The 20157-nt window shown below is 66.6% G+C and carries 22 protein-coding genes; 8 read left to right on the top strand and 14 right to left on the bottom strand.

Annotated features, from left to right (window positions below; genetic code table 11):
* Nucleotides 1-83: 83 nt before the first annotated feature.
* From ABSY19_RS09630 to ABSY19_RS09620, 3 genes are read right to left on the bottom strand one after another with little or no spacing between them, the layout of a single operon-like run.
* Entirely contained in the window at nt 84-983 is a 900-nt protein-coding gene (locus ABSY19_RS09630) for a 3-keto-5-aminohexanoate cleavage protein (RefSeq protein WP_382161851.1), read from the bottom strand.
* Between the two features lie 11 nt (nt 984-994).
* Entirely contained in the window at nt 995-1756 is a 762-nt protein-coding gene (locus ABSY19_RS09625) for an SDR family NAD(P)-dependent oxidoreductase (protein ID WP_382161849.1), read from the bottom strand.
* Between the two features lie 17 nt (nt 1757-1773).
* Complete coding sequence (locus tag ABSY19_RS09620; RefSeq protein ID WP_382163752.1) at nt 1774-2592, bottom strand: dioxygenase; 819 nt, start codon at nt 2590-2592, stop codon at nt 1774-1776.
* A gap of 202 nt (nt 2593-2794) precedes the next feature.
* Between ABSY19_RS09620 and ABSY19_RS09615 the strand changes: the two genes are divergently transcribed.
* The 6 genes from ABSY19_RS09615 (at nt 2795) to ABSY19_RS09590 (ending at nt 8989) form a co-directional block, all read left to right on the top strand.
* On the top strand, nt 2795-3877 hold the full coding sequence (locus ABSY19_RS09615; protein WP_382161846.1) for a LacI family DNA-binding transcriptional regulator: 1083 nt from the start codon (nt 2795-2797) through the stop codon (nt 3875-3877).
* Nucleotides 3878-3903: 26 nt separating this feature from the next.
* Nucleotides 3904-5325, top strand: coding sequence for an amidohydrolase family protein (locus tag ABSY19_RS09610; protein ID WP_382161843.1), 1422 nt, complete (start codon nt 3904-3906; stop codon nt 5323-5325).
* Nucleotides 5322-6311, top strand: coding sequence for a tripartite tricarboxylate transporter substrate binding protein (locus ABSY19_RS09605; RefSeq protein ID WP_382161840.1), 990 nt, complete (start codon nt 5322-5324; stop codon nt 6309-6311). The genes ABSY19_RS09610 and ABSY19_RS09605 overlap by 4 nt, the downstream gene beginning before the upstream one ends.
* 62 nt (nt 6312-6373) lie before the next feature.
* Nucleotides 6374-7372 carry a Bug family tripartite tricarboxylate transporter substrate binding protein gene (locus tag ABSY19_RS09600; protein ID WP_382161837.1) on the top strand — a complete coding sequence of 333 codons (999 nt, stop codon included), beginning with the start codon at nt 6374-6376 and terminating at the stop codon, nt 7370-7372.
* A gap of 98 nt (nt 7373-7470) precedes the next feature.
* Nucleotides 7471-8220 (top strand): sulfite exporter TauE/SafE family protein, encoded by a 750-nt coding sequence (locus ABSY19_RS09595; RefSeq protein WP_382161834.1) that lies wholly within the window; start codon nt 7471-7473, stop codon nt 8218-8220.
* Between the two features lie 19 nt (nt 8221-8239).
* Nucleotides 8240-8989, top strand: coding sequence for an AAA family ATPase (locus tag ABSY19_RS09590; protein WP_382161832.1), 750 nt, complete (start codon nt 8240-8242; stop codon nt 8987-8989).
* 212 nt (nt 8990-9201) lie between these two features.
* Here the strand turns inward: ABSY19_RS09590 and ABSY19_RS09585 are convergent, their stop codons facing one another.
* From ABSY19_RS09585 to ABSY19_RS09575, 3 genes are all read right to left on the bottom strand, one after another.
* Nucleotides 9202-9675: a hypothetical protein gene (locus tag ABSY19_RS09585; RefSeq protein WP_382161830.1), complete on the bottom strand. Its 474-nt coding sequence runs from the start codon at nt 9673-9675 to the stop codon at nt 9202-9204.
* 243 nt (nt 9676-9918) lie between these two features.
* Entirely contained in the window at nt 9919-10170 is a 252-nt protein-coding gene (locus ABSY19_RS09580) for a hypothetical protein (RefSeq protein ID WP_382161827.1), read from the bottom strand.
* A gap of 62 nt (nt 10171-10232) precedes the next feature.
* Nucleotides 10233-12446, bottom strand: a complete 2214-nt coding sequence (locus ABSY19_RS09575) for a hypothetical protein (protein ID WP_382161824.1) — start codon at nt 12444-12446, stop codon at nt 10233-10235.
* Between the two features lie 241 nt (nt 12447-12687).
* Between ABSY19_RS09575 and ABSY19_RS09570 the strand changes: the two genes are divergently transcribed.
* Together ABSY19_RS09570 and ABSY19_RS09565 are read left to right on the top strand one after the other, a co-directional pair.
* The gene (locus ABSY19_RS09570) at nt 12688-13317 is read left to right on the top strand and encodes a GNAT family N-acetyltransferase (RefSeq protein ID WP_382161822.1); all 630 of its coding nucleotides are present in this window, start codon (nt 12688-12690) and stop codon (nt 13315-13317) included.
* 152 nt (nt 13318-13469) lie between these two features.
* Nucleotides 13470-14003 carry an RNA polymerase sigma factor gene (locus ABSY19_RS09565; protein ID WP_382161819.1) on the top strand — a complete coding sequence of 178 codons (534 nt, stop codon included), beginning with the start codon at nt 13470-13472 and terminating at the stop codon, nt 14001-14003.
* Between the two features lie 24 nt (nt 14004-14027).
* On the opposite strand, the gene ABSY19_RS09560 is transcribed toward ABSY19_RS09565, so the two are convergent.
* From ABSY19_RS09560 to fliL, 8 genes are all read right to left on the bottom strand, one after another.
* The gene (locus ABSY19_RS09560) at nt 14028-15590 is read right to left on the bottom strand and encodes a methyl-accepting chemotaxis protein (RefSeq protein WP_382161816.1); all 1563 of its coding nucleotides are present in this window, start codon (nt 15588-15590) and stop codon (nt 14028-14030) included.
* A gap of 135 nt (nt 15591-15725) precedes the next feature.
* Nucleotides 15726-16493 (bottom strand): flagellar biosynthetic protein FliR, encoded by a 768-nt coding sequence (gene fliR, locus ABSY19_RS09555; protein WP_291113517.1) that lies wholly within the window; start codon nt 16491-16493, stop codon nt 15726-15728.
* A 19-nt stretch (nt 16494-16512) separates the two neighbouring features.
* Entirely contained in the window at nt 16513-16782 is a 270-nt protein-coding gene (gene fliQ, locus ABSY19_RS09550; protein ID WP_382161813.1) for a flagellar biosynthesis protein FliQ, read from the bottom strand.
* Between the two features lie 106 nt (nt 16783-16888).
* On the bottom strand, nt 16889-17665 hold the full coding sequence (gene fliP / locus ABSY19_RS09545; RefSeq protein ID WP_382161810.1) for a flagellar type III secretion system pore protein FliP: 777 nt from the start codon (nt 17663-17665) through the stop codon (nt 16889-16891).
* Nucleotides 17652-18017: a FliO/MopB family protein gene (locus tag ABSY19_RS09540; RefSeq protein WP_382161807.1), complete on the bottom strand. Its 366-nt coding sequence runs from the start codon at nt 18015-18017 to the stop codon at nt 17652-17654. The genes fliP and ABSY19_RS09540 overlap by 14 nt, the downstream gene beginning before the upstream one ends.
* Nucleotides 18018-18147: 130 nt before the next feature.
* Nucleotides 18148-18567 carry a flagellar motor switch protein FliN gene (gene fliN / locus ABSY19_RS09535; protein WP_382161804.1) on the bottom strand — a complete coding sequence of 140 codons (420 nt, stop codon included), beginning with the start codon at nt 18565-18567 and terminating at the stop codon, nt 18148-18150.
* The gene (fliM, locus tag ABSY19_RS09530) at nt 18557-19561 is read right to left on the bottom strand and encodes a flagellar motor switch protein FliM (protein ID WP_382161801.1); all 1005 of its coding nucleotides are present in this window, start codon (nt 19559-19561) and stop codon (nt 18557-18559) included. The genes fliN and fliM overlap by 11 nt, the downstream gene beginning before the upstream one ends.
* A 15-nt stretch (nt 19562-19576) precedes the next feature.
* The gene (fliL, locus tag ABSY19_RS09525; protein ID WP_382161799.1) at nt 19577-20149 is read right to left on the bottom strand and encodes a flagellar basal body-associated protein FliL; all 573 of its coding nucleotides are present in this window, start codon (nt 20147-20149) and stop codon (nt 19577-19579) included.
* Nucleotides 20150-20157: the final 8 nt, after the last annotated feature.

Here is a 20157-nt window from a genome sequence, read left to right as displayed (position 1 = left end):
CTGGCCGGTGCCGGTGGATGGGCGTGGTGGCGCGATGCCGGTGTCTTCGTGGATGCGTGCGGTCAAGAGCGTTCTCCCTTTCCTTATCGTGGGGGCAAGCCGAGCATCGCGCGCGCCTCGCGCGCGTTGGCAATGCTGCCGCCCATGCTTTGAATGATGTCCCGCGCGCGGGCGACGAGCTGGGCGTTGCTCTCGGCGAGCACGCCCTTGTCGAGGTAGATGTTGTCTTCCATGCCCACGCGCACGTGCCCGCCCGCGAGCCAGGCCTGGGCGACGATGGGGAACTCCATGCGGCCGATGCCGAAGGCCGTCCAGACCGCGCCGGGCGGCAGCATGTCGCGCGCGTAGAGCACGGTGGCGGGCGAGGGCGCGAAGCCGTACTTCACGCCGAGCACGAAGGTCCACATGCCGGGGCCTTCCAGGCTGCCGTCGGCGATCAGGTCGAGCGCGAGATGGATGTCGCCCGAGTCGAAAATCTCCAGCTCGGGCTTGACGCCGGCGGCGCGGATGGTGGCGGCCATGCGGCGCACGTTGCGCGGCGTGTTGATGACCACGTCCGGCCCCGAGTTCATGGTGTTGAAGTCGAGCGAGCACACGTCGGGCTTGATCAGCGCGATGTGCTCCACCCGCTGGTTCGGCGGCAGCAGCGTGGTGCCGGGCGCGAACACCTTGGGGTCGTCCTCGCTCGGCACGAAGCGCCCGCCCGGGCCGGTGGTGAGGTTGATGATGAGTTCGCGGTTCTCGCGCCGGATGCGGTCCACCACCTCGCGGTAGAGCTCCACCTCCATCGACGGCTTGCCGGTGTGGGGGTCGCGCACGTGGATGTGCACCTGGCCGGCACCGGCCTCGGCGGCGGCCAGGCATTCGCGGGCGATCTGCTCGGGGGTGACGGGCAGGTGCGGCGTCTGCTCGGGTTTGACCAGGTTGCCCGTGACGGCGCAGGTGATCAGGGTCTTCTGGGACAGCGGGTTGAAGAGGCTCATGGGCGCGGGATTCAGAGGTGGCGGCCGCCGTCGACCACGATGCGCGTGCCGGTGACGAAGCGCAGGGTGGTGGCGAGGGCCTCGATGGTCGCGGCCACGTCGTCCGGCTGGCCGACGCGGCCCAGCGGCGTGGTGGCGGCGGTCTTGGTGTTGAACTCCGCGCCCCGGCCCGGCACGAAGGTGGACTCCACCGCGCCGGGCGAGACGGAGACCACGCGCACCACGGGCGCCAGCGCCTTGGCCAGCGCGTCGCCCACCACGTCCAGGCCGGCCTTGGCCGCCACATAGGCGAGGTTGCTGCCCACGCCGGTGAAGCCCGCGATGGACGAGACGTTGACGATCAGGCCGTCGCCGCTGGCCTTGAGCAGCGGCGCGAAGGCGCGGATGGTGGCGAACACGCCGCGGAAGTTGGCCTGCATCAGCCGGTCGATCAGCTCGTCGTCGAGCGCGTCGAGGTCGGCGGCGGGCACGGGCTTGGTGAAGCCGGCGCTGTTGACGAGGATGTCGCAGCGCTGCCATTGCCGCGCCACCTGCTCGGCGGCGGCCTGGAGCGAGGCGCTGTCGACGATGTCGGCGCGCACCGCGCCATGCGCCTGCGCGCCGGGCAGGCTGGCGGCCCGCTCGGCGGCGGCCGCGCCGTCGCCCCGGTGCAGCAGCACGCAGGCGGCGCCGAGCGCGGCCAGGCGGCGCGCCGTGGCCAGGCCGATGGCGCCGGTGCCGCCGGCAATGACGGCCACCTTGCCGTCGAGTCGTGTCTGGGGTTCAAAAGCCATGGGTACTTGAGGGAAGGTCAGGGAATCGGGGCCTTGGGGAACACGGTCTCGCCGGGCTCCAGCGTGAAGTCCTGCTGCAGCCGGGCCTGGGCGCCATCGGCATCGAGCTCGAAGCGGCCCACCAGGGAGCGCGTGACGCCGAACACCGGGTCGCTGTCGAGGTTCTCGTCGGTGTCGGCGAACACCTGGGACACGCGCACCTTGAAGCCGGGCTGGCTGATCATGAAGTGCAGATGGGCCGGGCGGTTGGGGTGGCGCTGCTGGGCGCGCAGCAGTTCGCCACAGGGGCCGTCGGTCGGCACCGGGTAGCCCGCGGGCACCACGCTGCGCAGGAAGTAGGCACCCTGCGCGTCGGTGGTGAAGCGCCCGCGCAGGTTCATGTCGGGCTGGCTGTCGTCCTGGTTTTCGTACAGGCCCACGGGCGAGGCCTGCCACACGTCCACCACCGCGCCGGCCACCGGCCGGCCCTGCGGGTCTCGCACCGTGCCACGCACCTCCAGCGGCACGCCGGGGGTGCCGGCGCGCGCGATGGATTCGCCGGGCTCGCACAGCGGCGCGCGCTCGCGCCAGAAGGGGCCGAGCAGCGCGGCGGGCGATTCGCCGCCGGCACTGCCCGGGTTGTTGAGCAGGGCCACCAGGGTGGACACGCCCAGCAGGTCGGCCGCCAGCACCACCTCGTTCTTCTTCGGGCCGGTGGCCTGGCCGATGCCGACCAGGAAACCGATCGCGCGCTCGAATTCGGCTTCGGTCAGGCGCACTTCTTGCGCGAAGGCATGCAGGTGGCGCGTCAACGCGGCCATCACTTCGCGCAGGCGGGGGTCGGGCGTGCGCTCCATGGCGGCCAGCGCCACGGCCAGCACGGACTCGGGGGTGGAGATCAGGTTCACGGCGGTTTCTCGGAAAGCGGGAAAGGCGGTTTTTTCTTGCAAACGTTTGCTTATTGTCGCTCCCCAAAGTGGGGCGAGGCATAGGGTTTGCACCAAATTATCTCTGTTGAGGTTTTGAAAGAATCCCGCCAGAATGATGGCAAACGTTTGCATGAAAACCTTCAAAGTGACCGAAACCCCTCGTTCCCCTTCCACCACGGAGCCCGCCGGCCCCGTCACCATCCGCGACGTCGCCCGGGCCGCCGGCGTGCACCTGTCCACCGTCTCGCGCGCGCTCGATCCGCGCCGGCGCGCCGCCGTCAGCGCCGAGGTGCTCGAGGCCGTCGAGCAGGCCGCGCGCCGTCTGGGCTACCGGCCCAACCGCGCGGCCTCGGCCCTGCGCACCGGCCGCACCCACACCATCGGCGTGCTGGTGCCCGACATCACCAACCCGGTGTTCCCGCCCATCCTGCAGGGCATCGAAGCCTGCGCGGCCGCGCGCGGCTGGTTCGTGATGGTGGCCAACGTGGCCGCCAGCGCGCTGGCTCGGCCCACGGTCGAGCGCATGCTGGCCCAGCAGGTCGACGGCATCGTGCTCGCCATCGCTTCGCGCGAAGACCCGCTGGTGGACTTCATCGTCGGCGCCGGCCTGCACGCCGTCATGGTCAACCGCGCCGACGAGTCCGGGCGCCTGCCCTCGGTGGTGAGCGACGACCGGCTGGCCATGAAGCTCGCGGTGGACCACGTGGTGCGCACCGGTTGCGAGCGCATCGCCCACCTGGCCGGCCCGCAGAGCTTGCCCACCGGCCTGGGCCGTCTGCAGGGCTTCGAGCAGGCGCTGCGCGACCGCGGCCTGCGCAGCGCGGGCGTGGTGGCCTGCGAGTCCTACAGCCGCGAGGCCGGCCGCCTGGCCATGACCCAGCTGCTCGCGCAGAGCGCGAAGCCGCCCGAGGCCGTGGTCTGCTCGAACGACCTGGTGGCGCTGGGCGCCTACGACGCGCTGCAGGCCGCCGGCCTGCGCGTGCCGACCGACGTGGCCGTCACCGGCCACAACGACATGCCGCTGGTCGACATGGTCAACCCCTCGCTCACCACCATCCGGCTGCCGCACCGCGAACTTGGCTGGCGCGCCGCGCAGCTGCTGTTCGACGGGCTGGACGGGCGGCAGATGTCGCCCGCCACCGTCGTGCTGCGGCCCGAGCTGGTCGTGCGCAACTCCACCCGCCCCGTCCCGCCGACGGATTCCCTGGCCTGATTCCTTTCCCACTCCCCACGAACCCCATGACCCGCCTTCTCATCAAGAACACCTGCATTCTTTCCATGGACCCCGCCGTGGGCGACTTCGACGACGCCGACATCCTGATCGAGAACGACAGGATCGTGGCCGTCGGCCCCAACCTGCAGGCCGATGGCGCTGAAGTCGTCGACGGCAAGGGCCGCATCGTCACGCCCGGCATGGTCAACGCGCACATCCACACCTGGGAATTCCAGCTGCGCGGCATCGGCTCCGACTGGGTCGGCAGCCGCGACTACCACGCCAACATGCACCAGAACCTCGCCACCAAATACGGTGTGCGCGACGTCTACCTGGGCAACCTGCTGGGCTCGCTGAACCAGCTGCGCAACGGCACCACCACCATCGTCGACTGGTGCCACATCCTGCGCGACGCGGAGATGACCGACGTGGCCATCGACGCGCTGGAAGAGTCCGGCATCCGCGCCGTGTTCGCGCGCGGCACGGTGAAACCGCCCGAGCGCCCGGGCGAGGTGCCGTACCACAAGAAGCCTTTCCCGCGCGAAGAGATCCACCGCCTGCGCACCGGGCGCCTCTCGAGCGACGACCGCCTGGTCACGCTGGCCATGGCCATCCTCGGGCCCGACTGGGGCGAGTACGACGTGGCCGCGCACGACATCCGCCTGGCGCGCGAGTACGGCCTCATCAACTCCGCCCACACCTACGGCCGCAAAGGCAAGCGCGTGGTGGAGGACGGCTACCCGCGCCTGGCGAAGGAAGGCCTGCTCGGGCCCGACCACAACATCGGCCACGGCAACTGCTTCGACGACGAGGAACTCAAGATCGTGCTCGACGCGGGCTGCACCATCACCGCCACCAACCTCACCGAGATGCTGAACTACGAGCAGCCCGCCATGCTCGGGCGCCTGGTGAAGCACGGCGCCATGCCTTCCATCGGCACCGACTGCGACCCCTACTTCAACAGCTCCATGCTCTCGGTGATGCGCCACGCCTTCCTGCACCAGCGCGAGCTGGACAACCGCAGCCTGTGGCACGAAGGCAAGTGGCCCGCGAAGACGCAGCACTCCACGCTCACGCGCGACGCCCTCTACTGGGCCACCATGGGAGGCGCCAAGGCCTTCGGCCTGGACAAGAAGACCGGATCCATCACGCCGGGCAAGCAGGCCGATCTCATCATGTTCGACGCGCGCGGCATGAACATCTTCCCCGCGCTGCCCGGTGGCAACCCGGCGCACATCGTGGTGATGTACGCGGAAACCTCGGACATCGAAAACGTTCTGGTGGCGGGCCAATTCGCCAAGCGCGGCGGCAAGCTCACCTTCGACGAAGCGAAGCTGCAGAAGCTCAACGAAGAGCTCATGGCCTCGCGCATGCGCATGTTCGGGGAGGGCAACTACCAATCACGGCCCGTCGAGCGCGGACCCCAACCGGAGAGGTTCTTCTTATGAAACGCCACACCTTCACCGCCGCCCTGCTCACCTGGGCAACGCTGGGCCTCTTCGGCGCCGCGGCGCACGCCCAGGGCAGCGCGCCCGCCTGGCCCACCAAGCCGGTGCGCATCATCCACGGCTTCACCTCGGGTGGGCCGGTGGACAACCTCGCGCGCCTGATCGCCGCGCAGTTCGCCGAGAAATTCGGCCAGCAGGCCGTGGTGGAAGGCAAGCCCGGCGCCGGGGGCACCATCGGCGCCAACTACGTGGCCAAGGCCGAGCCCGATGGCTACACGCTGTTCCTCATGGCCTCGGGCCACTCGGCCGCGCCGGGGCTCTACAAGTCGCTGCCGTTCGACCCGGTGAACGACTTCACCATGGTCTCCATGGTGGCGCGCAGCCCGTTCGCCATCATCGCCAACCCCAACGCCTCGTTCAAGACGGTGCAGGAACTGGTGCAGCAGGCCAAGGCCCAGCCCGGCAAGATCGACTACGGCACCGGCGGGCAGGGCAGCGGCATGCACCTGGCGGCCGTGCTCTTCCAGTCGCGGGCGGACGTGAAGCTCACCCACGTGCCCTACAAGGGCGGCAGCGCGCCGGCGCTGGCCGTGATCGCGGGCGAAGTGCCGCTGCTCTTCACCTCGCTGGCCGGCATGGCGGCCCACATCGAGAACGGCAAGGTCAAGCCGCTCGCGGTCACCTCGAAGAACCGCTTCGCGCTGTTCCCCAACATCCCCAGCGTGGCCGAGACCTTGCTGCCCGACTTCGACGTGAGCGCCTGGTACGCGCTGGCCGGCCCCAAGGGCCTGCCACCGGCCATCGTCGCGCAGCTCAACGAGATGGTGCAGAGCACGCTGGCGCGCCCCAACATCGTTGAAACCCTCCGCCTCCAGGCCTCCGACGCCTGGGCCACCTCGCCCCGCGAGGCGCAGGCCTTCCTGGCCACCGACGTGGCGCGCTGGACCAAGGTCATCAAGGACGAAAAGATCGAAGTGCAGAACTGAACCCCACCCGCCGCAAGCCTCCGCGAGTGAGGCAACGGCGTCCCACCCCTGGAGACAACCGCATGAAATCCCCCCGCCTCGGCCGCCGTGGCCTGCTCGCCGCCCTCTGCTCGGGCCTGCTCGCCACCTTCTCCACCGGCATCGCGCACGCGCAGGCGGCCGACTGGCCGCGCCAGCCGATCAAGCTGCTGCTCGGCTTCACGCCCGGCGGCGGCGTGGACGCCACCGCCCGGCTCGTGGCCCAGCAACTGGCCGAAGCACTGGGCAGCCCGGTGGTGGTGGAAAACCGGCCCGGCGCGGGCGGCACCCTGGCGGCCAACGCCGTGGCCAAGGCCGAACCCGACGGCCACACGCTGTTCCTCATGGCCTCGGGGCACAGCATCTCGCCCGCGCTCTACAAGTCGCTGCCCTATGACTCGGTGAACGACTTCACCATGGTCACCATGACCACGCGCTTCCCCTTCGGCGTGGCCGTGGGCGCGAGCTCGCCCATCCGCAACATGGGCGAACTCATGAAACAGGCCAAGGACAAACCCGGCACCCTCTCGATGGGCCACGCCGGCGTGGGCACCGGCATGCACCTGGCCAGCGTGCTGCTGCAAAGCCGCGAGCACGTGAAGTTCATCGACGTGGCCTACAAGGGCGGCAACCTCGCGCCCACCGCCGTGGCCGGCGGCGAGATCCAGGCCGTGCTCGACAACCTCGCCAGCATGGAGCCGCTCGTCAACGGCAACCGCCTGCGCCTGCTCGCCGTCACCGGCACGCAGCGCTGGCCCACCTACCCCGACGTGCCCACCCTGGCCGAAACCGTCTCGCCCGGCTTCGACGTGACCGGCTGGACCGCGCTGGCCGGGCCCAGTAACCTGCCCGCGCCGGTGGTGGCGCGCCTATCGCGCGAGATGACCAGGATCATGGCCAAGCCCGAGGTCATCGAGCGCCTGCGCAAGCTCGGCCTGGGCGCCACCAGCACCGAGCCGGCCGAAGCGCAGAAGGTGCTGGCCACCGAAGTGGCGCGCTGGCAGAAGCTCGTGCAGGACGAGAAGATCGAAACCCAGAACTGAAGACCCGAGGCCCTGCCGCCCCGGGCGGTGCGGCCATGGCAAGATCGAAGGCGGCCCACCCGGTGGTGGGCCGCCTTCTTTTTTGAGGAGATGGGAACGTGACGACCCCAGAAATCGCCCTGCTGGTGCTGGGCGCGGCCGTGGCCGGCTTCGTGCAAGGCCTCTCGGGCTTTGCCTTCGGCATGGTCGCCATGTCCTTCTGGGTCTGGGGCATCGATCCGCGCGTGGCCGCCGTCATGGCCGTGTTCGGCTCGCTCACCGGCCAGATCGTGGCCGCGGTCACCAGCCGGCGCGCCTTCCGGCTGCAGGTGCTCGCCCCGTTCCTCGCCGGTGGCGTGCTCGGCATTCCCATGGGCATCGCCGTGCTGCCGCACCTCAACCCCGACCTGTTCCGCCTGGTGCTCGGCGGCGTGCTCGTGATCTGGTGCCCCATCATGCTGATGTCCTCGCACCTGCCCAAGGTCTCGCGCGGCGGGCGCGTGGCCGATGGCGTGGCCGGCCTCGCGGGCGGCTTCATGGGCGGCATCGGCGGCTTCACCGGCGTGGTGCCCACGCTGTGGTGCACGCTGCGCGGCATGGAGAAAGACACGCAGCGCGCCATCATCCAGAACTTCAACCTCGCGGCCCTGGCCTTCACCATGCTCGGCTACGTGATCGCGGGCGCCGTCACGCGCGACATGTGGCCCCTGCTGCCCATCGTCGCGGTGGCGCTGCTCGTGCCCGTGCTGCTGGGCTCGCGCCTGTACGTGGGCTTGAGCGAGGCCGCGTTCCGCAAGCTCGTGCTGTCCTTGCTCAGCCTGTCGGGTGTGGCCATGCTCGTGGCCGCCGTGCCGCGCCTGCTGGCCTGAACCTGAAACCCGGCCCGCCATGATCTCGTCCCAGTTCCTGCAGCGCATGAGCCTGCGCCGAGACACCATCGACAGCTTCGAGCGCTATCCCTTCAACCTGCCCGCCGTGCGCACGTTCGACCGGTTGGACTTCCACCCCAAGGTCACCTTCTTCATCGGCGAGAACGGCTCCGGCAAATCCACCCTGCTCGAAGCCATCGCCGTCGCGCTCGGATTCAACGCCGAGGGTGGCAGCAAGAACTTCCGATTCAGCACGCGCCGCTCGCACTCGGTGCTGCACGAGCACCTGCGCATCGCCAAGGGATTCAAGCGGCCGCGCACCGGCTTCTTCCTGAGGGCCGAGAGCTTCTTCAACGTGGCCACCGAGATCGAGCAGCTCGACGCCGAGCCCGGCCTGGGTGCGCCGGTCATTCAGTCCTATGGCGGACATTCGCTGCACGAGCAGTCGCACGGCGAATCGTTTCTGACGCTGCTGATGGAGCGCTTCCACGGCCAGGGCCTGTACATCCTCGACGAACCTGAGGCCGCGCTCTCGCCGCAGCGGCAACTGGCCGTGCTCGCGCGCATCCACGACCTGGTGAACGAGGGCTCGCAATTCGTCATCGCCACGCACTCGCCGCTGCTCATGGCCTACCCGGACGCCTGCATCTATCAGTGCGGCGCCGACGGCGTGGCGCCGGTGGCCTACGACGACACGGAACACGTGCGCGTCACGCGGGATTTTCTGGCCGATCCGCAGCGCATGTTGCGCGGGTTGCTGGAGCGGTAGGCGCGGGCCGACGCATCCGCGCGGGCCCTGCGCAGGCCCCGCATCTGGTTTCTTTGCCAAGGTACTTCGTTCCGGCCAGTCTGGAACGAGGTGATCGCGCGCGGGCTCGAAATGACTGATTTGGGGGATTGCTCGGGAACCGGTGGTTGTGGCAAGGCGCACACCTTCGCTTGAGCGACGGAAGGAGCGAACTTAAGGCGGAACACCCTCACTCAACGCTCGCCTTCGACACGAACGAAGGGTTGAAAACACGTCACCAACCTTGACTCTGGATCCTCGAAATGAACCCTTTCACTAAGCAGCTTGGACATGATCGGCCGATTGACTTGGCGAACATCCTTGCTCAGTTCAGCAGCAATGGCGTTTTCGGGCGCTTGATGCCGGGCATTCTGAGCCAGCTCGATCAACAAGAATTTCCCATCTATGAGGGCAATGGCCTGAAGGACTTGATTGAGCAAAAGAAGGTGGCGGAACTGGCGGAATTTGAGTCTTTCGATCACGAGTCCGTGGTTCAGGTATGCCTTGAAACGGTCGAGCAGAACCCCGATGAAGTGACCGTGCTGCTTTGGAACAAAGAGCTGGCTCAGATGTGCATGCAGTTGCTGCGCAAGATGGGGCAAACAGGCGATGGCATGACAGAAACCCAAGCGGAGGCGCTCGCTCGCGCCATCCTCAATGCTGGACATGACATGGATGCGAAGAGTCCGGAATGGCCACCGTGTGTGTTCAATCTGTTGCAGGAGAGAAGTGGCGCCTTCCACGACTATTGGAAGACAAAGCTTGAGAAGTTCAAAAATGCGCCAACAAAAGGCGGGATCGAGGTTTTTTCTTCAGAGGGGAAACCATTCCTGTCATTAAGCGGAAAAAAAACCACTGAGAATTTGAGTGGAAATTTGGGCGCGGAGGGGGAAAAACTGAGGAGTTGGCACCTAGCGGAAGCAGCTAAAGATGATCGAAAAGACTGCCTGAAAAAGCTCAATCAGCGGGTTGCGCCGCTCGACTACGCGGTACTGGAAAGCCGTTGCCAGATGGCCAGGCGCGTGCGCAATGAGCAGGCCGTGCAGTGCGCGCCGGATCAATTGGGTGCATTGCTTGCACAGCTGGCCAGTCTGGTGGCACCCGGAAAGAACCGCTCCTTTGCGTTGAGTTTCAGCCCCGAGGGCGAATTCAACGATGTCCACCACATGACGGTTTTTCTGGAGAAGAGCTTGGAAAAGGGCGTTATGGCCCTCAAGGTGTCCCTCTATGACCCTGAGTTGTCGGGCGACACCTCCCACCTCCGGGTGCTGCCGGAACACTTGGTCCAGCTGTCGTTCCACGACTTCGATCTCCGACACGCCTTCCACCCTGGAACGGTGGATATGTGTTCACTGGTGCCTTCATCGAACCGGCTGCTGGCGATCAATTCATGGTTGGCGGTGGTCAGCGCGGCCACCAGTGTCCTGGCTTTCAAGCTCTTGAGGTCTCCCGATTCCAAGGCTTGTTGCAGGTCTTGCCCCTTGGCCGAAAGCTGCCATGTCTTGCCTTTGATCAGGGCTTTCAGAGGGTTGAACTGCCTGAGCAGCTCCTTGTTTTCGGTCAATGCATCGGCAATCGACAGCAGCTTCTTCACACCTGCCGTGTCGCCCTGTCGCGCGAGAAGGTATTTCCGTGCCTCGGCCTTGATGAACTCGGCGTCTGCCTTGTAGAGGTGCCATCCGGGATAGGTGCCGGTCAAGGCCGCGATGACTTTGTCCACCGGGTTGCGCAGGAATTTTTCCTCCAAGGTCGCGGGGCCGATTTTCTGGGGCTTGACTTGGGCGGCCTGGGAGGCATTCGCCTGGGTGGAGGTGTCCGCTGTTGTTTGTGCCGTCTTCGTGGGTGCGTCGGTCTTCTCGCTCTTCTTGGCCGCATCGGCCGTGCGTTGATTCCAGTGGCCCATCAACTGCAAAGGCGCTTTGCCGCTCTTGATCATCTGCTGGTTCATCAGCGCGTCGGAGGTGGGCATGCAGGCGTCGATCAGGGCTTGGAGTTCGGTGAACTGCGCCTTCTTGTTGATGGCCGCCTCAAACCGCTTCTGGAAGGGTTCGAACAGTTCCGGATGGCCCATGGCCTCCACAAAGTCCTTGATGCCGTCCATGTCGCCCGCGAGGGCTTCCAGGTCCGCCGTGAGCTCCAGCTTGATGGCGTTCTCCATGTTGCTGGAGGTGTCGTTGCTGGCGATCTTGATCGAATTGGTGACCTCACACTCGTTGCGCCTGGCCAGACGGTCGTAGTGGGCCCCCACGAAGTTCTTGATGGCGTAGATGCCCACGACGATCGGGGCGATGATGGCGGCCGCGGGCCCTGAGCTGATGCCGGCGAGGGTGAGCGATTTGATGACGATGCCGCCGACGGCGTTGCACAGCCGGGTGGAGGCGCCGAACAGGGCCGCGATGTTGGACTTGATCTTGTAGCGCACCGAATCGAAAAGGTGCGTCAGGACTTTCGAGCCGGCTTTGCCTTTCAGTTTCTCGATGGCCCGTTTGAACGCGTCCCTGCGTTCCAGCAGGAAACCGCGTGTGTCGGAAAAGCGCTTCAACTCGAAAACGCTTCGGCCCAGGCTCACCACATTGGTGAACAGGCCAAAGCCCATTTTTTCCAGCGCCCAGAATTCCTTCTCGGCGAAATTCTCCTTCTGGTCCTCAATGAGATTCATCACTTCTTGATTCAAAGGCCGCTCGCCAAGGCGCGCCATGAACTCATCCATGCCCTCCTGATCGCGGATCAACAGAACATCGGGGTCGTCCGGGAGCAGCTCGCTCAACTGCTCGGCGATGCCTCGAATGTCGGAAGTGAGGTGCACATTGCCAACGAATTGGGTGAAGACGTGGAGCGCGTTCGCAGCGTCCGCCTCAAGCTGCGTGGCGACTTCGCCCAGCCCGGGTAGGCCCAGCGCCGATTTGACCAACTCGTTGCATTGGGCCCGGATCCTGGCGGCTTCGAGCGGGTTCAAGTCCGCTCGGTTGGCCCAAGCCCGCGTCAGCTCGGTCAGTCCGCATTGGAGCGCCTTCTTGGCGTGCACATGCCGCTGGACGCCGGCCGCGGCGGTCAGGCCGTCCAGCAAAGTGACGATGGTGACGCACGATGAGATGGTGACTGCTACACATTCCCGCAGGGGGATCTCCGGTATCGCGGGGCTGTCTTTGTAGGTGAGGCCTCCATCGAACCCCATGGCCGCGCTCCACACCGTCAGATAGAGGGGGCTGGTGACCAGGGCCTGCACGGCCTTCGGGGGAGTCTGCTTTTCCCGGCGCAATTTTTCCTGCAGGTAGGCCACCCCTTCATCGAGGCCTTTGTCGGCGCAGACATCCGCGAGGTCTTGGGCGTCTTGGAGTTCTTCGGCGTCTTTTTGGGCGCCTCGTTGTAACTCCTTCTCGTCATCCAGCCAAGACACGTCCGACGCCACAAAGCTGGAATTGATCGCAAAACTGCTCACCGGATCACCTCGTGGGATTTGTGGAGGAAGCTGCCAAGTGAGTGACCCGGCTCATGGCCCGGTTCGCCTTCCTAGGGCAAGCCCTAATGCCGGCGCCCGACGGTGGTGACACTTGCTCTGCTGCAACTGGTTCGCCATTCCCGTTGAAACCGGTCGCCTCCCTGTCGTTTGGTGGCTTGTGGCGCACAAGGCCTTGAGCAGACGCTAACGTCGCTGCCCAGTTTTGGAGGGGCCATCACCAATGATCGACATGGAAAGCGCGCAGGGCACGCTGCGCGAGGCGGCGTGCACGCGGCCGATGCAGGCCGCGACAGCCGGTCTGGACATCCGGCCTCTCATGCGCAATCACGCCGGGCGCTGGTTTGCCGCTGTCGATCGATCCAGGGCGGACATTCTGCGGTGGGAGGAATGGCCCGACGCGATCCGGTCGGTCGAGGACGCCCATGTGCTTCTGCAAAAACTGGAGTCGGAGTGGACATCCGGCCGCACTTTTTCCTGCGGAATCTTCACTGAGGAAGGCGCGGTGATCGGCGGCGTGACCGTGTCCAACATCCTGTGGGACTGTCGGTGCGCCGATCTGGGCTATTGGGTGGAGCCCCGTTATCGCGGCAAGGGTGTTTCGGCGTGGGCCGCGCGCTACCTGATCGATTTTTGCTTCCGCGTCCTGCGGCTGCAGCGGCTGGCGCTGGTCATCCGGGTGGACAACGCCGCCAGCCAGCGGGTGGCGGAGAAGCTCGGCGCGCAGTTCGAGGGTGTGGCCAGAAAGCGCATCGTTCACGACCAGCGAGCGTTCGACGCCAAGGTCTACGCGATCACCCAGAACGGTGACCCGTCCGCAGGGTCTGTTTCCACTGGTTACGCCGGTTGTTAAAAATCTCGACCAAGCGGTCGGGTTCGCGGTTCGGGGGAGGCTTCAAGCGCCTTGATCGTGGTTCTTCCCGGTCCGTTCCTTCCATTCCTTGAGCGTCGGGTCGCGTCCTACAGTGCAGCGAAGTTTGTAGCAATGCCCCGAGAGGAGAGACCGTGGAAGTCAATCGAGCAGAGGAAGGCGACGGCACCTTTTCGGACTTGCACGCCCAGTTGGCCACGCTGGCATTGCGCACGGACGGCAAGCTCAGAAGCTTCCTGCGGCGGTTTGAACGAGATCCCCAACTGGTCGACGATCTGGTCCAGGACGTGTACGTGGAGGTGTTGAAATCGCTGCGGAACTTCGGCGGGCGATCCTGTCTGGAGTCCTGGATCTTTGGCGTCGCGCAGAATGTCGGCCGACAACACGTGGCCAAGGCCGTCGCTTATCGCGCGCGCTTCGTGGACATGGAAGACGGGCCCGCCGACACGCGCGGCGCCCCCGATGTCCTTCACATCGTTTCCCTGCAGCAGCGGCTGCGGCTTGTCGATCAGAAGATGCGCGCCATGCCCGAGGCTCTGTCGTCGACGTTCGAGGCCTACATCGAAGAGGGCCTGACCTACGAGCAGGCGGCCAAGTCGCTCAGCATCCCGATCGGCACGGTCCGCTCCCGCATCTTCCGTGTGCGGGAACTGGTGCAGGACTGCTGAGCGCCCGAAAGACCGTGGCGGCGGTCACGCCGCGAGCGGCATGCCCAGGCGCGGATCGCGGTTGAGTTTGAAGACGGCAACGGCTTGCACCAGCTGCAGGGCCTGATGTTTCAGGCTGTCGGCGGCCGCGGCGCTTTCTTCCACCAGCGCGGCGTTCTGCTGCGTCACGCGGTCCATCTGGCTGATGGTTTCGCCCACCTGGCCCACGCCCGCGCTCTGTTCGCTGGTGGCGCTGCTGATCTCTCCCACCAGATCGGAGACGCGGCGGATCGCGTCGACCACGCCTTGCATGGTGACGCCGGCCTGGTCGGCCAGCAGCGTGCCGCTGGCCACGCGTTCCACGCTGGCGTCGATCAGGCCCTTGATTTCCTTGGCCGCCTGGGCGCTGCGCTGCGCGAGGTTGCGCACTTCACCGGCCACCACCGCGAAGCCACGGCCCTGTTCCCCGGCCCGCGCGGCTTCCACTGCGGCGTTCAGCGCCAGGATGTTGGTCTGGAAGGCGATGCCGTCGATCACGCCGATGATGTCCGCGATGCGCCTGGAGCTGTCGTTGATGCCTCGCATGGTTTCCACGACCTTGCCCACCACGTCACCGCCTTCGGCCGCGACCTGAGAGGCGGTTTTCGCCAGTTCGTTGGCCTTGCCCGCGTGGTCGGCGGTCTGGCGCACGGTGGTGCCCAGTTCTTCCATCGACGCAGCGGTTTCTTCCAGCGCGGCGGCCTGCTCTTCGGTGCGGGTGGAGAGGTCGGTGTTGCCCTGGGCGATCTGGGTGCTCGCGTCGGAGACCAGGGCCGCGTTGTCCTGCACGTGGCTCACGGTGTCGCTGATGCGTTTCTGCATGGTGCGCATGGCGCCCAGCAGCTGGCGGGTGTCGTCGTTGCCCACCAGCGCGATCGGGCGGGTGAGGTCGCCTTCGGCCAGGTGGCCGGCGGCGGCCACGGCCTGGTCCATGGCAATGGCCATGAGGCGGGCGACCCAGAGCGCGCCCAGCACCAGCAGCACGGTGGCCACCAGCACCGCGATGGCGATGGTCCAGAGCGATTGCGCGACGCTGGCCGCGGCGGCCTCGGAAATCGTGGCGCCGTCCTCCTCGATCATCCCGGAGAGTTTCTCCAGCTGGTCTTCGAGTTGAGCGAAGGCCTGGTTCAGCGCCGGCAACTGGGCTTCGGCCTGGGCCACGCCCTGGGCGGCGCCGCCGATGACGGCCTGCGCGGCCTGGGTGTATTGCCGCACCACGGGCAGGGTGGCGTCCAGCGCCTTGCGGGCTTCGGGGTCAATGCCGGAGGCGGCGATTTTCTTCAGGGCTTCGTCCAGCGTGGCCACGTGGTCGTCGAGATCCTTGCGCGCGGCGGTCACGGTGGCCGTGTCGTTCTTCATCACCGCCAGCAGCGCGCGCTGCGCGTCGCCACGCAGGGCGTCGTGCATCATGTCCGCGCTCAGGGAGGCCTGCAGGGCCTGGCTGGAGAGTGCGGAGGCCTCGACCTTGGCGGCCATGGATGAGACGGCGAGCAGGCCGATGCCGCCCGCGGCAGACACCAAAGCGGCGCCGGCCAGGCCAAGACAGAGGATCTGGGTGCGAAGTTTCATGAAGTCTCCGGAAGAGATGCGAATGGCGCGGCGAAGGTGCCGCTGATCCCTGAGGCCTGTTTCGACGCGCCCCCGCGCTTGTGTAGCGCGGCCGGACAGGCGGTTGGCGTGATGGAACCAAGCACCGCCGCCGCCTCAACCGCCAGTGAAGATTTCGGTGGCCAGCTTCATGAGCGCGGCCACCGGCGTGTCCAGCATGGGCAAGGTGAAGGCGATGCCCACCAGGCCGGCCGAGAGGGTGAGCGGGAAACCGATGGCGAAGGCGTTCATCTGCGGCGCGATGCGCGAGATGAAGCCGAGCACGATGTTGATGAACAGCAGCATGCCGATCATGGGCAGGGCGATCCACAGGCCGTAGCGGAACACCACCGAACCCAGCTCGTGCAACTGCATGCGGTTGATCGATTCGAAGGCGCTGCCGCTGAGCGGAAAGGTGTTGAAGCTGGCCACGACGGCCTGCAGCAGCATGAGGTGGCCGCCCATCACCACAAACAGCAGCATGGTGGTGTTGCCGAAGAAGCGGCCCACGGCGCTGGACTGCGAGTTGGTGGACGGATCGAAGAAACCGGCGAAGTTCAGGCCCATCTGCAGGCCGATGAGTTCACCGGCGAGCTCGACGGAGGCGAACACGATGCGCACCGCCAGACCGATGGCGATGCCCACGATCACCTGCTGCATCACGACGGCGAAGGCGCCCGCGTCGGTGAGGCCGATCACCGGTTGTTCGGGCAGGCCGGCCTGGGCGCACACCGCCACCAGGAAGGCCAGGCCCACGCGGGTGCGCATGGGCACCGAGCGCGAGGAGAAGATGGGCGCGCTGGAGAAGACCGCCAGGATGCGCAGGAAGGGCCAGAACACCGGCGAGACCAGCGCCATGATCTGCGCTTCGGTGAACGTGGGCATGCGACGGCCGATCGCGAGATCAGATGGCGAAGTTGGGGATCGACAGGATCGTGTTGCGGATGAACTCGACCATGGTGGTCATCATCCACGGGCCTGCGATGGCGAACACCGCGATGGCCGCGATCAGCTTGGGCACGAAGGCGAGCGTGGCTTCGTTGATCTGCGTGATGGCCTGGAACAGGCTGACCAGCAGGCCCACCCCGAGCACCGTGGCGAGCACCGGCGCGGCGACCATGAGCAGCATGAAGAGGGCGTTCTGCCCCATCGTGAGGGCGGCTTGGGGATCCATCAGGCAACCTTGTTGAAGAGAGGACGGGACGCCGCCGGGCCGCTCCCAAGGCGGCCCAGCCCCCGCGGGGGGCAGCGACCCGCGCAGCGGTGGAGCGTGGGGGTTTTCATGTTGCAAACGATGCGGCGAGGGAGCCGAGCAGCAGGTTCCAGCCATCGGCCAGCACGAACAGCATGAGCTTGAACGGCAGGGCCACCAGCACGGGCGAGAGCATCATCATGCCCAGCGACATCAGCACGCTGGCGACGACCATGTCGATCACCAGGAAGGGGATGAAGATCATGAAGCCGATCTGGAACGCGGTCTTGAGCTCGCTGGTGACGAAGGCCGGCACCAGCACGCGGAAGGGGGCGTTCTGCGCGGTCACGTCGTTGGGCAGCTTGGCCAGCTTGGCGAAGAGTTCGAAGTCGGACTGGCGCGTCTGCTTGAGCATGAATTCGCGCATGGGGGCCTGGCCGCGTTCGAGCGCCTGGTCGAAGGTGATGGCGTTGCGCGAATAGGGTTCGTAGGCGTCGGCGTACACGCGGTCCAGCGTGGGGCCCATCACGAACAGCGTGAGGAACAACGAGAGGCCGACGATCACCTGGTTGGGTGGGGCCGACTGCGTGCCCAGGGCCTGGCGCAGCAGCGAGAGCACGATCACGATGCGGGTGAAGCCCGTCATGAGCAGCAGCACGGCCGGCAGAAAGGACAGCGCGGTGAAGAACAGCAGGGTCTGGATCGGCACCGAGTAGCTGGTGCCGCCCGCGCCCTGGCCGATCATCAGCGGCAGCGTGGGGCCGGCGGGTGCGGCGGGCGCGCCCTGGGCCCAGGCCGCGCCGGTGGCGAAGAGGGCGAGCGCGGCCAGCAGCAGGCCGGTGCGCAAGGGCTCAACGCGGCGCATGGGGGCCTTTGAGGGGTTGGGTCAGCTGGGCCAGGCGCGCGGCGAAGCCGGAGGCGGGCGTGACGATGGGGGAGGCCGGGTCGACCAGATCGGCCGGCAGGGCCATCTGGTGCAGGGCGTTCACGCTGCCGGCGGACACGCCGAGCACCAGGCACACGCGGTCTTCGCCCTGGCCGATCTGCACCGTCACCACGCGCTGCTGCGGGCCCAGCGAGAGGGTGGAGAGCACCTGCATGGGTGGGCCGCTGTGGCCCACGGCGCCGGGCAGGCGGCGGCGCGCCCACTTCAGGGCGAAGGCCAGGCCCACCATGAGGGCGAGCAGAAGCAGCGCGGGCATCGCGTTTTGCAGCATGAGGGGCTCGATCGGAGAAGAGGTTTTTAGTCCAGGGATGCCGAGGAACCGGCTTTGCCGGGCCTCTGGCGTCGCCCCCCTGCCAGGGGGGTGGCGCCGAAGGCGACGCGGGGGGTGACATGACCCATGGTCATGTCCTGCTCACCCTGCGCATGCGTTCGGACGGCGTGACGATGTCGGTCAGGCGGATGCCGAACTTGTCGTTCACCACCACCACCTCGCCCTGGGCGATCAGGTAGCCGTTGATCAGCACGTCCATGGGTTCGCCGGCCAATGCGTCGAGTTCGACGATGGAGCCCTGCGCGAGCTGCAGGATGTACTTGATCGGCACCCGGGTGCGGCCCAGTTCCACCGACAGCTGGACGGGGATGTCCAGCACCATCTGGATGTCCTGCATCGGGCTCGTGCCCGAGGCCACGGGGGCGGTGCTGGCCTCGAACTCGGGCGCGCCGTCGGCGACCGTTTCGGTGGTGGCGGCCTGTTCTTCCAGGGCCTGGGCCCATTCGTCGGCAACAGCGTCGTTCATGGTGTTGGTGCTCTCAGTTGACATAGGAATCTCCCAACCAGTGCAAATCGGTGCCACGCAGGTTGCGCTCGACGCGCAGGGCGTACTTGCCCTTGTGGGTGCCGTACTGGCATTCAAAGACGGGCACGCCGTCCACGTGGGCCTTGATCGAAGGGTGGCGATCGAGTTCGATGAAGTCGCCGATCTGCATGGCCAGCAGCTGTTCCACCGTGGCGTCGGTCTGGGCCAGCTCGGCGACCATGGTCACCTCGGCGGCCTGGATCTCGTGGCTCAGCAGCTTGACCCAGCGGCGGTCGACCTCGATGGCATCGCCCTGCACGCTGGAATACAGCACGTCGCGGATCGGTTCCAGCGTGGCGTAGGGAATGCAGATGTGCAGCGAACCCGCGATGTCGCCGATCTCCAGCGTGAAGCTGGTGGAGACCACGATTTCGCTCGGGGTGGCGATGGTGGCGAACTGGGGCTGCATCTCCGAACGCTGGTAGGCCAGCTCGATCGGGTACACGCCGCGCCAGGCCTTCTTGTATTCCTCGGCCACCACCTCCACCAGGCGGTTGATCACGCGCTGCTCGGTGGGCGAGAAGTCACGGCCCTCGATGCGGGTGTGGAACTTGCCATTGCCGCCGAAGAGGCTGTCGATCACGCCGAACAGCAGCGTGGGCTCGCAGACCACCAGGCCGTTGCCGCGCAGCGGGCGGATGGCCATGATGTTGAAGTTGGTCGGCACCACCAGTTCCCGCAGGAAGGCGCTGTACTTCTGCACCTGCACCGCGCCCACCGAAATCTCGGGGCTGCGGCGGATGAAGTTGAACAGGCCCAGCCGCAGGTTGCGCGAGAAGCGCTCGTTGACGATCTCCATGGTGGGCATGCGCCCACGCACGATGCGCTCCTGGCTCGAGAGGCTGTAGTCGCGCACACCGCCGGTGGGCACTTCCTCTTTCGCGAGTTTCTGGCTCTCGCCGGTGACGCCTTCGAGAAGGGCGTCGATCTCTTCCTGGGACAGAAACGAATCGGCCATGGCGTGTCGTCCTGCTTATTGAACGATGAAGCTGGAGAACAGCACGGCCTGCACGGGGTTGGCGGCGGCCTTCGATTTCTTCTTGCGCGTCGCCTCTTCGCCCTCGGTGGACATGGCGTAGCCCATCTCCTTCGAAATCGTCGCGATGATGTCGCTGGCGAGCTTTTCCTTGCCCTTGAGCGCCAGCATCTCGTCGGCGGTGCGCTGCGAGATCAGCACCAGCACCTGGCTGCGGATGCTGGGCAGGTAGGCCTTGACGGCGGTCTCGGTGGCGGCGTCCTGCAGCTGCAGCGTCAGGCCGAGCTGAATGAAGCGGTTGCCGCCGGGGTCGGCCAGGTTGATGACCATGTTCTCCAGCGGCAGGAAGACCGGCGCGGTCTTGGGGTTCTTGGCGGCCTGTTCCACGGGGGCGTGCCCATCGTCCTCGTAGTCGTCTTCGGCGGTGTTCTTCTTGAGGATGAACAGCGCGGCGGCGGCGCCGATCAGCGCGAGCACGACCACGCCGAGCACGATGAACAGCAGTTTCTTGCTCTTCTTCTTGGGCGCTTCGGGGGCGGCAGCGGTGGCGGTGGCGGCGGCAGCGGACATGTTCTTCC

It is taken from the genome of Hydrogenophaga sp. ANAO-22 (assembly GCF_042466645.1).
GTDB lineage: Bacteria > Pseudomonadota > Gammaproteobacteria > Burkholderiales > Burkholderiaceae_C > Hydrogenophaga.
The sequence above is the reverse complement of the archived record's forward strand: the minus strand, read 5'-3'. Positions and strand labels throughout refer to the sequence as shown.

What these genes read in the sequence shown, in the direction of transcription:
- fliR (WP_291113517.1), bottom strand. Translation starts at nt 16,493, where the DNA reads ATGCCCACGTTCACCGAAGCGCAGATCATGGCGCTGGTCTCGCCGGTG.
- fliL (WP_382161799.1), bottom strand. Translation starts at nt 20,149, where the DNA reads ATGTCCGCTGCCGCCGCCACCGCCACCGCTGCCGCCCCCGAAGCGCCC.
- ABSY19_RS09615 (WP_382161846.1), top strand. Translation starts at nt 2,795, where the DNA reads ATGAAAACCTTCAAAGTGACCGAAACCCCTCGTTCCCCTTCCACCACG.
- ABSY19_RS09625 (WP_382161849.1), bottom strand. Translation starts at nt 1,756, where the DNA reads ATGGCTTTTGAACCCCAGACACGACTCGACGGCAAGGTGGCCGTCATT.
- ABSY19_RS09540 (WP_382161807.1), bottom strand. Translation starts at nt 18,017, where the DNA reads ATGCTGCAAAACGCGATGCCCGCGCTGCTTCTGCTCGCCCTCATGGTG.
- ABSY19_RS09610 (WP_382161843.1), top strand. Translation starts at nt 3,904, where the DNA reads ATGACCCGCCTTCTCATCAAGAACACCTGCATTCTTTCCATGGACCCC.
- ABSY19_RS09605 (WP_382161840.1), top strand. Translation starts at nt 5,322, where the DNA reads ATGAAACGCCACACCTTCACCGCCGCCCTGCTCACCTGGGCAACGCTG.
- ABSY19_RS09620 (WP_382163752.1), bottom strand. Translation starts at nt 2,592, where the DNA reads ATGGAGCGCACGCCCGACCCCCGCCTGCGCGAAGTGATGGCCGCGTTG.
- fliM (WP_382161801.1), bottom strand. Translation starts at nt 19,561, where the DNA reads ATGGCCGATTCGTTTCTGTCCCAGGAAGAGATCGACGCCCTTCTCGAA.
- ABSY19_RS09585 (WP_382161830.1), bottom strand. Translation starts at nt 9,675, where the DNA reads ATGTCCAGCATTGAGGATGGCGCGAGCGAGCGCCTCCGCTTGGGTTTC.
- ABSY19_RS09560 (WP_382161816.1), bottom strand. Translation starts at nt 15,590, where the DNA reads ATGAAACTTCGCACCCAGATCCTCTGTCTTGGCCTGGCCGGCGCCGCT.
- fliP (WP_382161810.1), bottom strand. Translation starts at nt 17,665, where the DNA reads ATGCGCCGCGTTGAGCCCTTGCGCACCGGCCTGCTGCTGGCCGCGCTC.
- ABSY19_RS09630 (WP_382161851.1), bottom strand. Translation starts at nt 983, where the DNA reads ATGAGCCTCTTCAACCCGCTGTCCCAGAAGACCCTGATCACCTGCGCC.
- ABSY19_RS09600 (WP_382161837.1), top strand. Translation starts at nt 6,374, where the DNA reads ATGAAATCCCCCCGCCTCGGCCGCCGTGGCCTGCTCGCCGCCCTCTGC.
- fliN (WP_382161804.1), bottom strand. Translation starts at nt 18,567, where the DNA reads ATGTCAACTGAGAGCACCAACACCATGAACGACGCTGTTGCCGACGAA.
- fliQ (WP_382161813.1), bottom strand. Translation starts at nt 16,782, where the DNA reads ATGGATCCCCAAGCCGCCCTCACGATGGGGCAGAACGCCCTCTTCATG.
- ABSY19_RS09590 (WP_382161832.1), top strand. Translation starts at nt 8,240, where the DNA reads ATGATCTCGTCCCAGTTCCTGCAGCGCATGAGCCTGCGCCGAGACACC.
- ABSY19_RS09570 (WP_382161822.1), top strand. Translation starts at nt 12,688, where the DNA reads ATGATCGACATGGAAAGCGCGCAGGGCACGCTGCGCGAGGCGGCGTGC.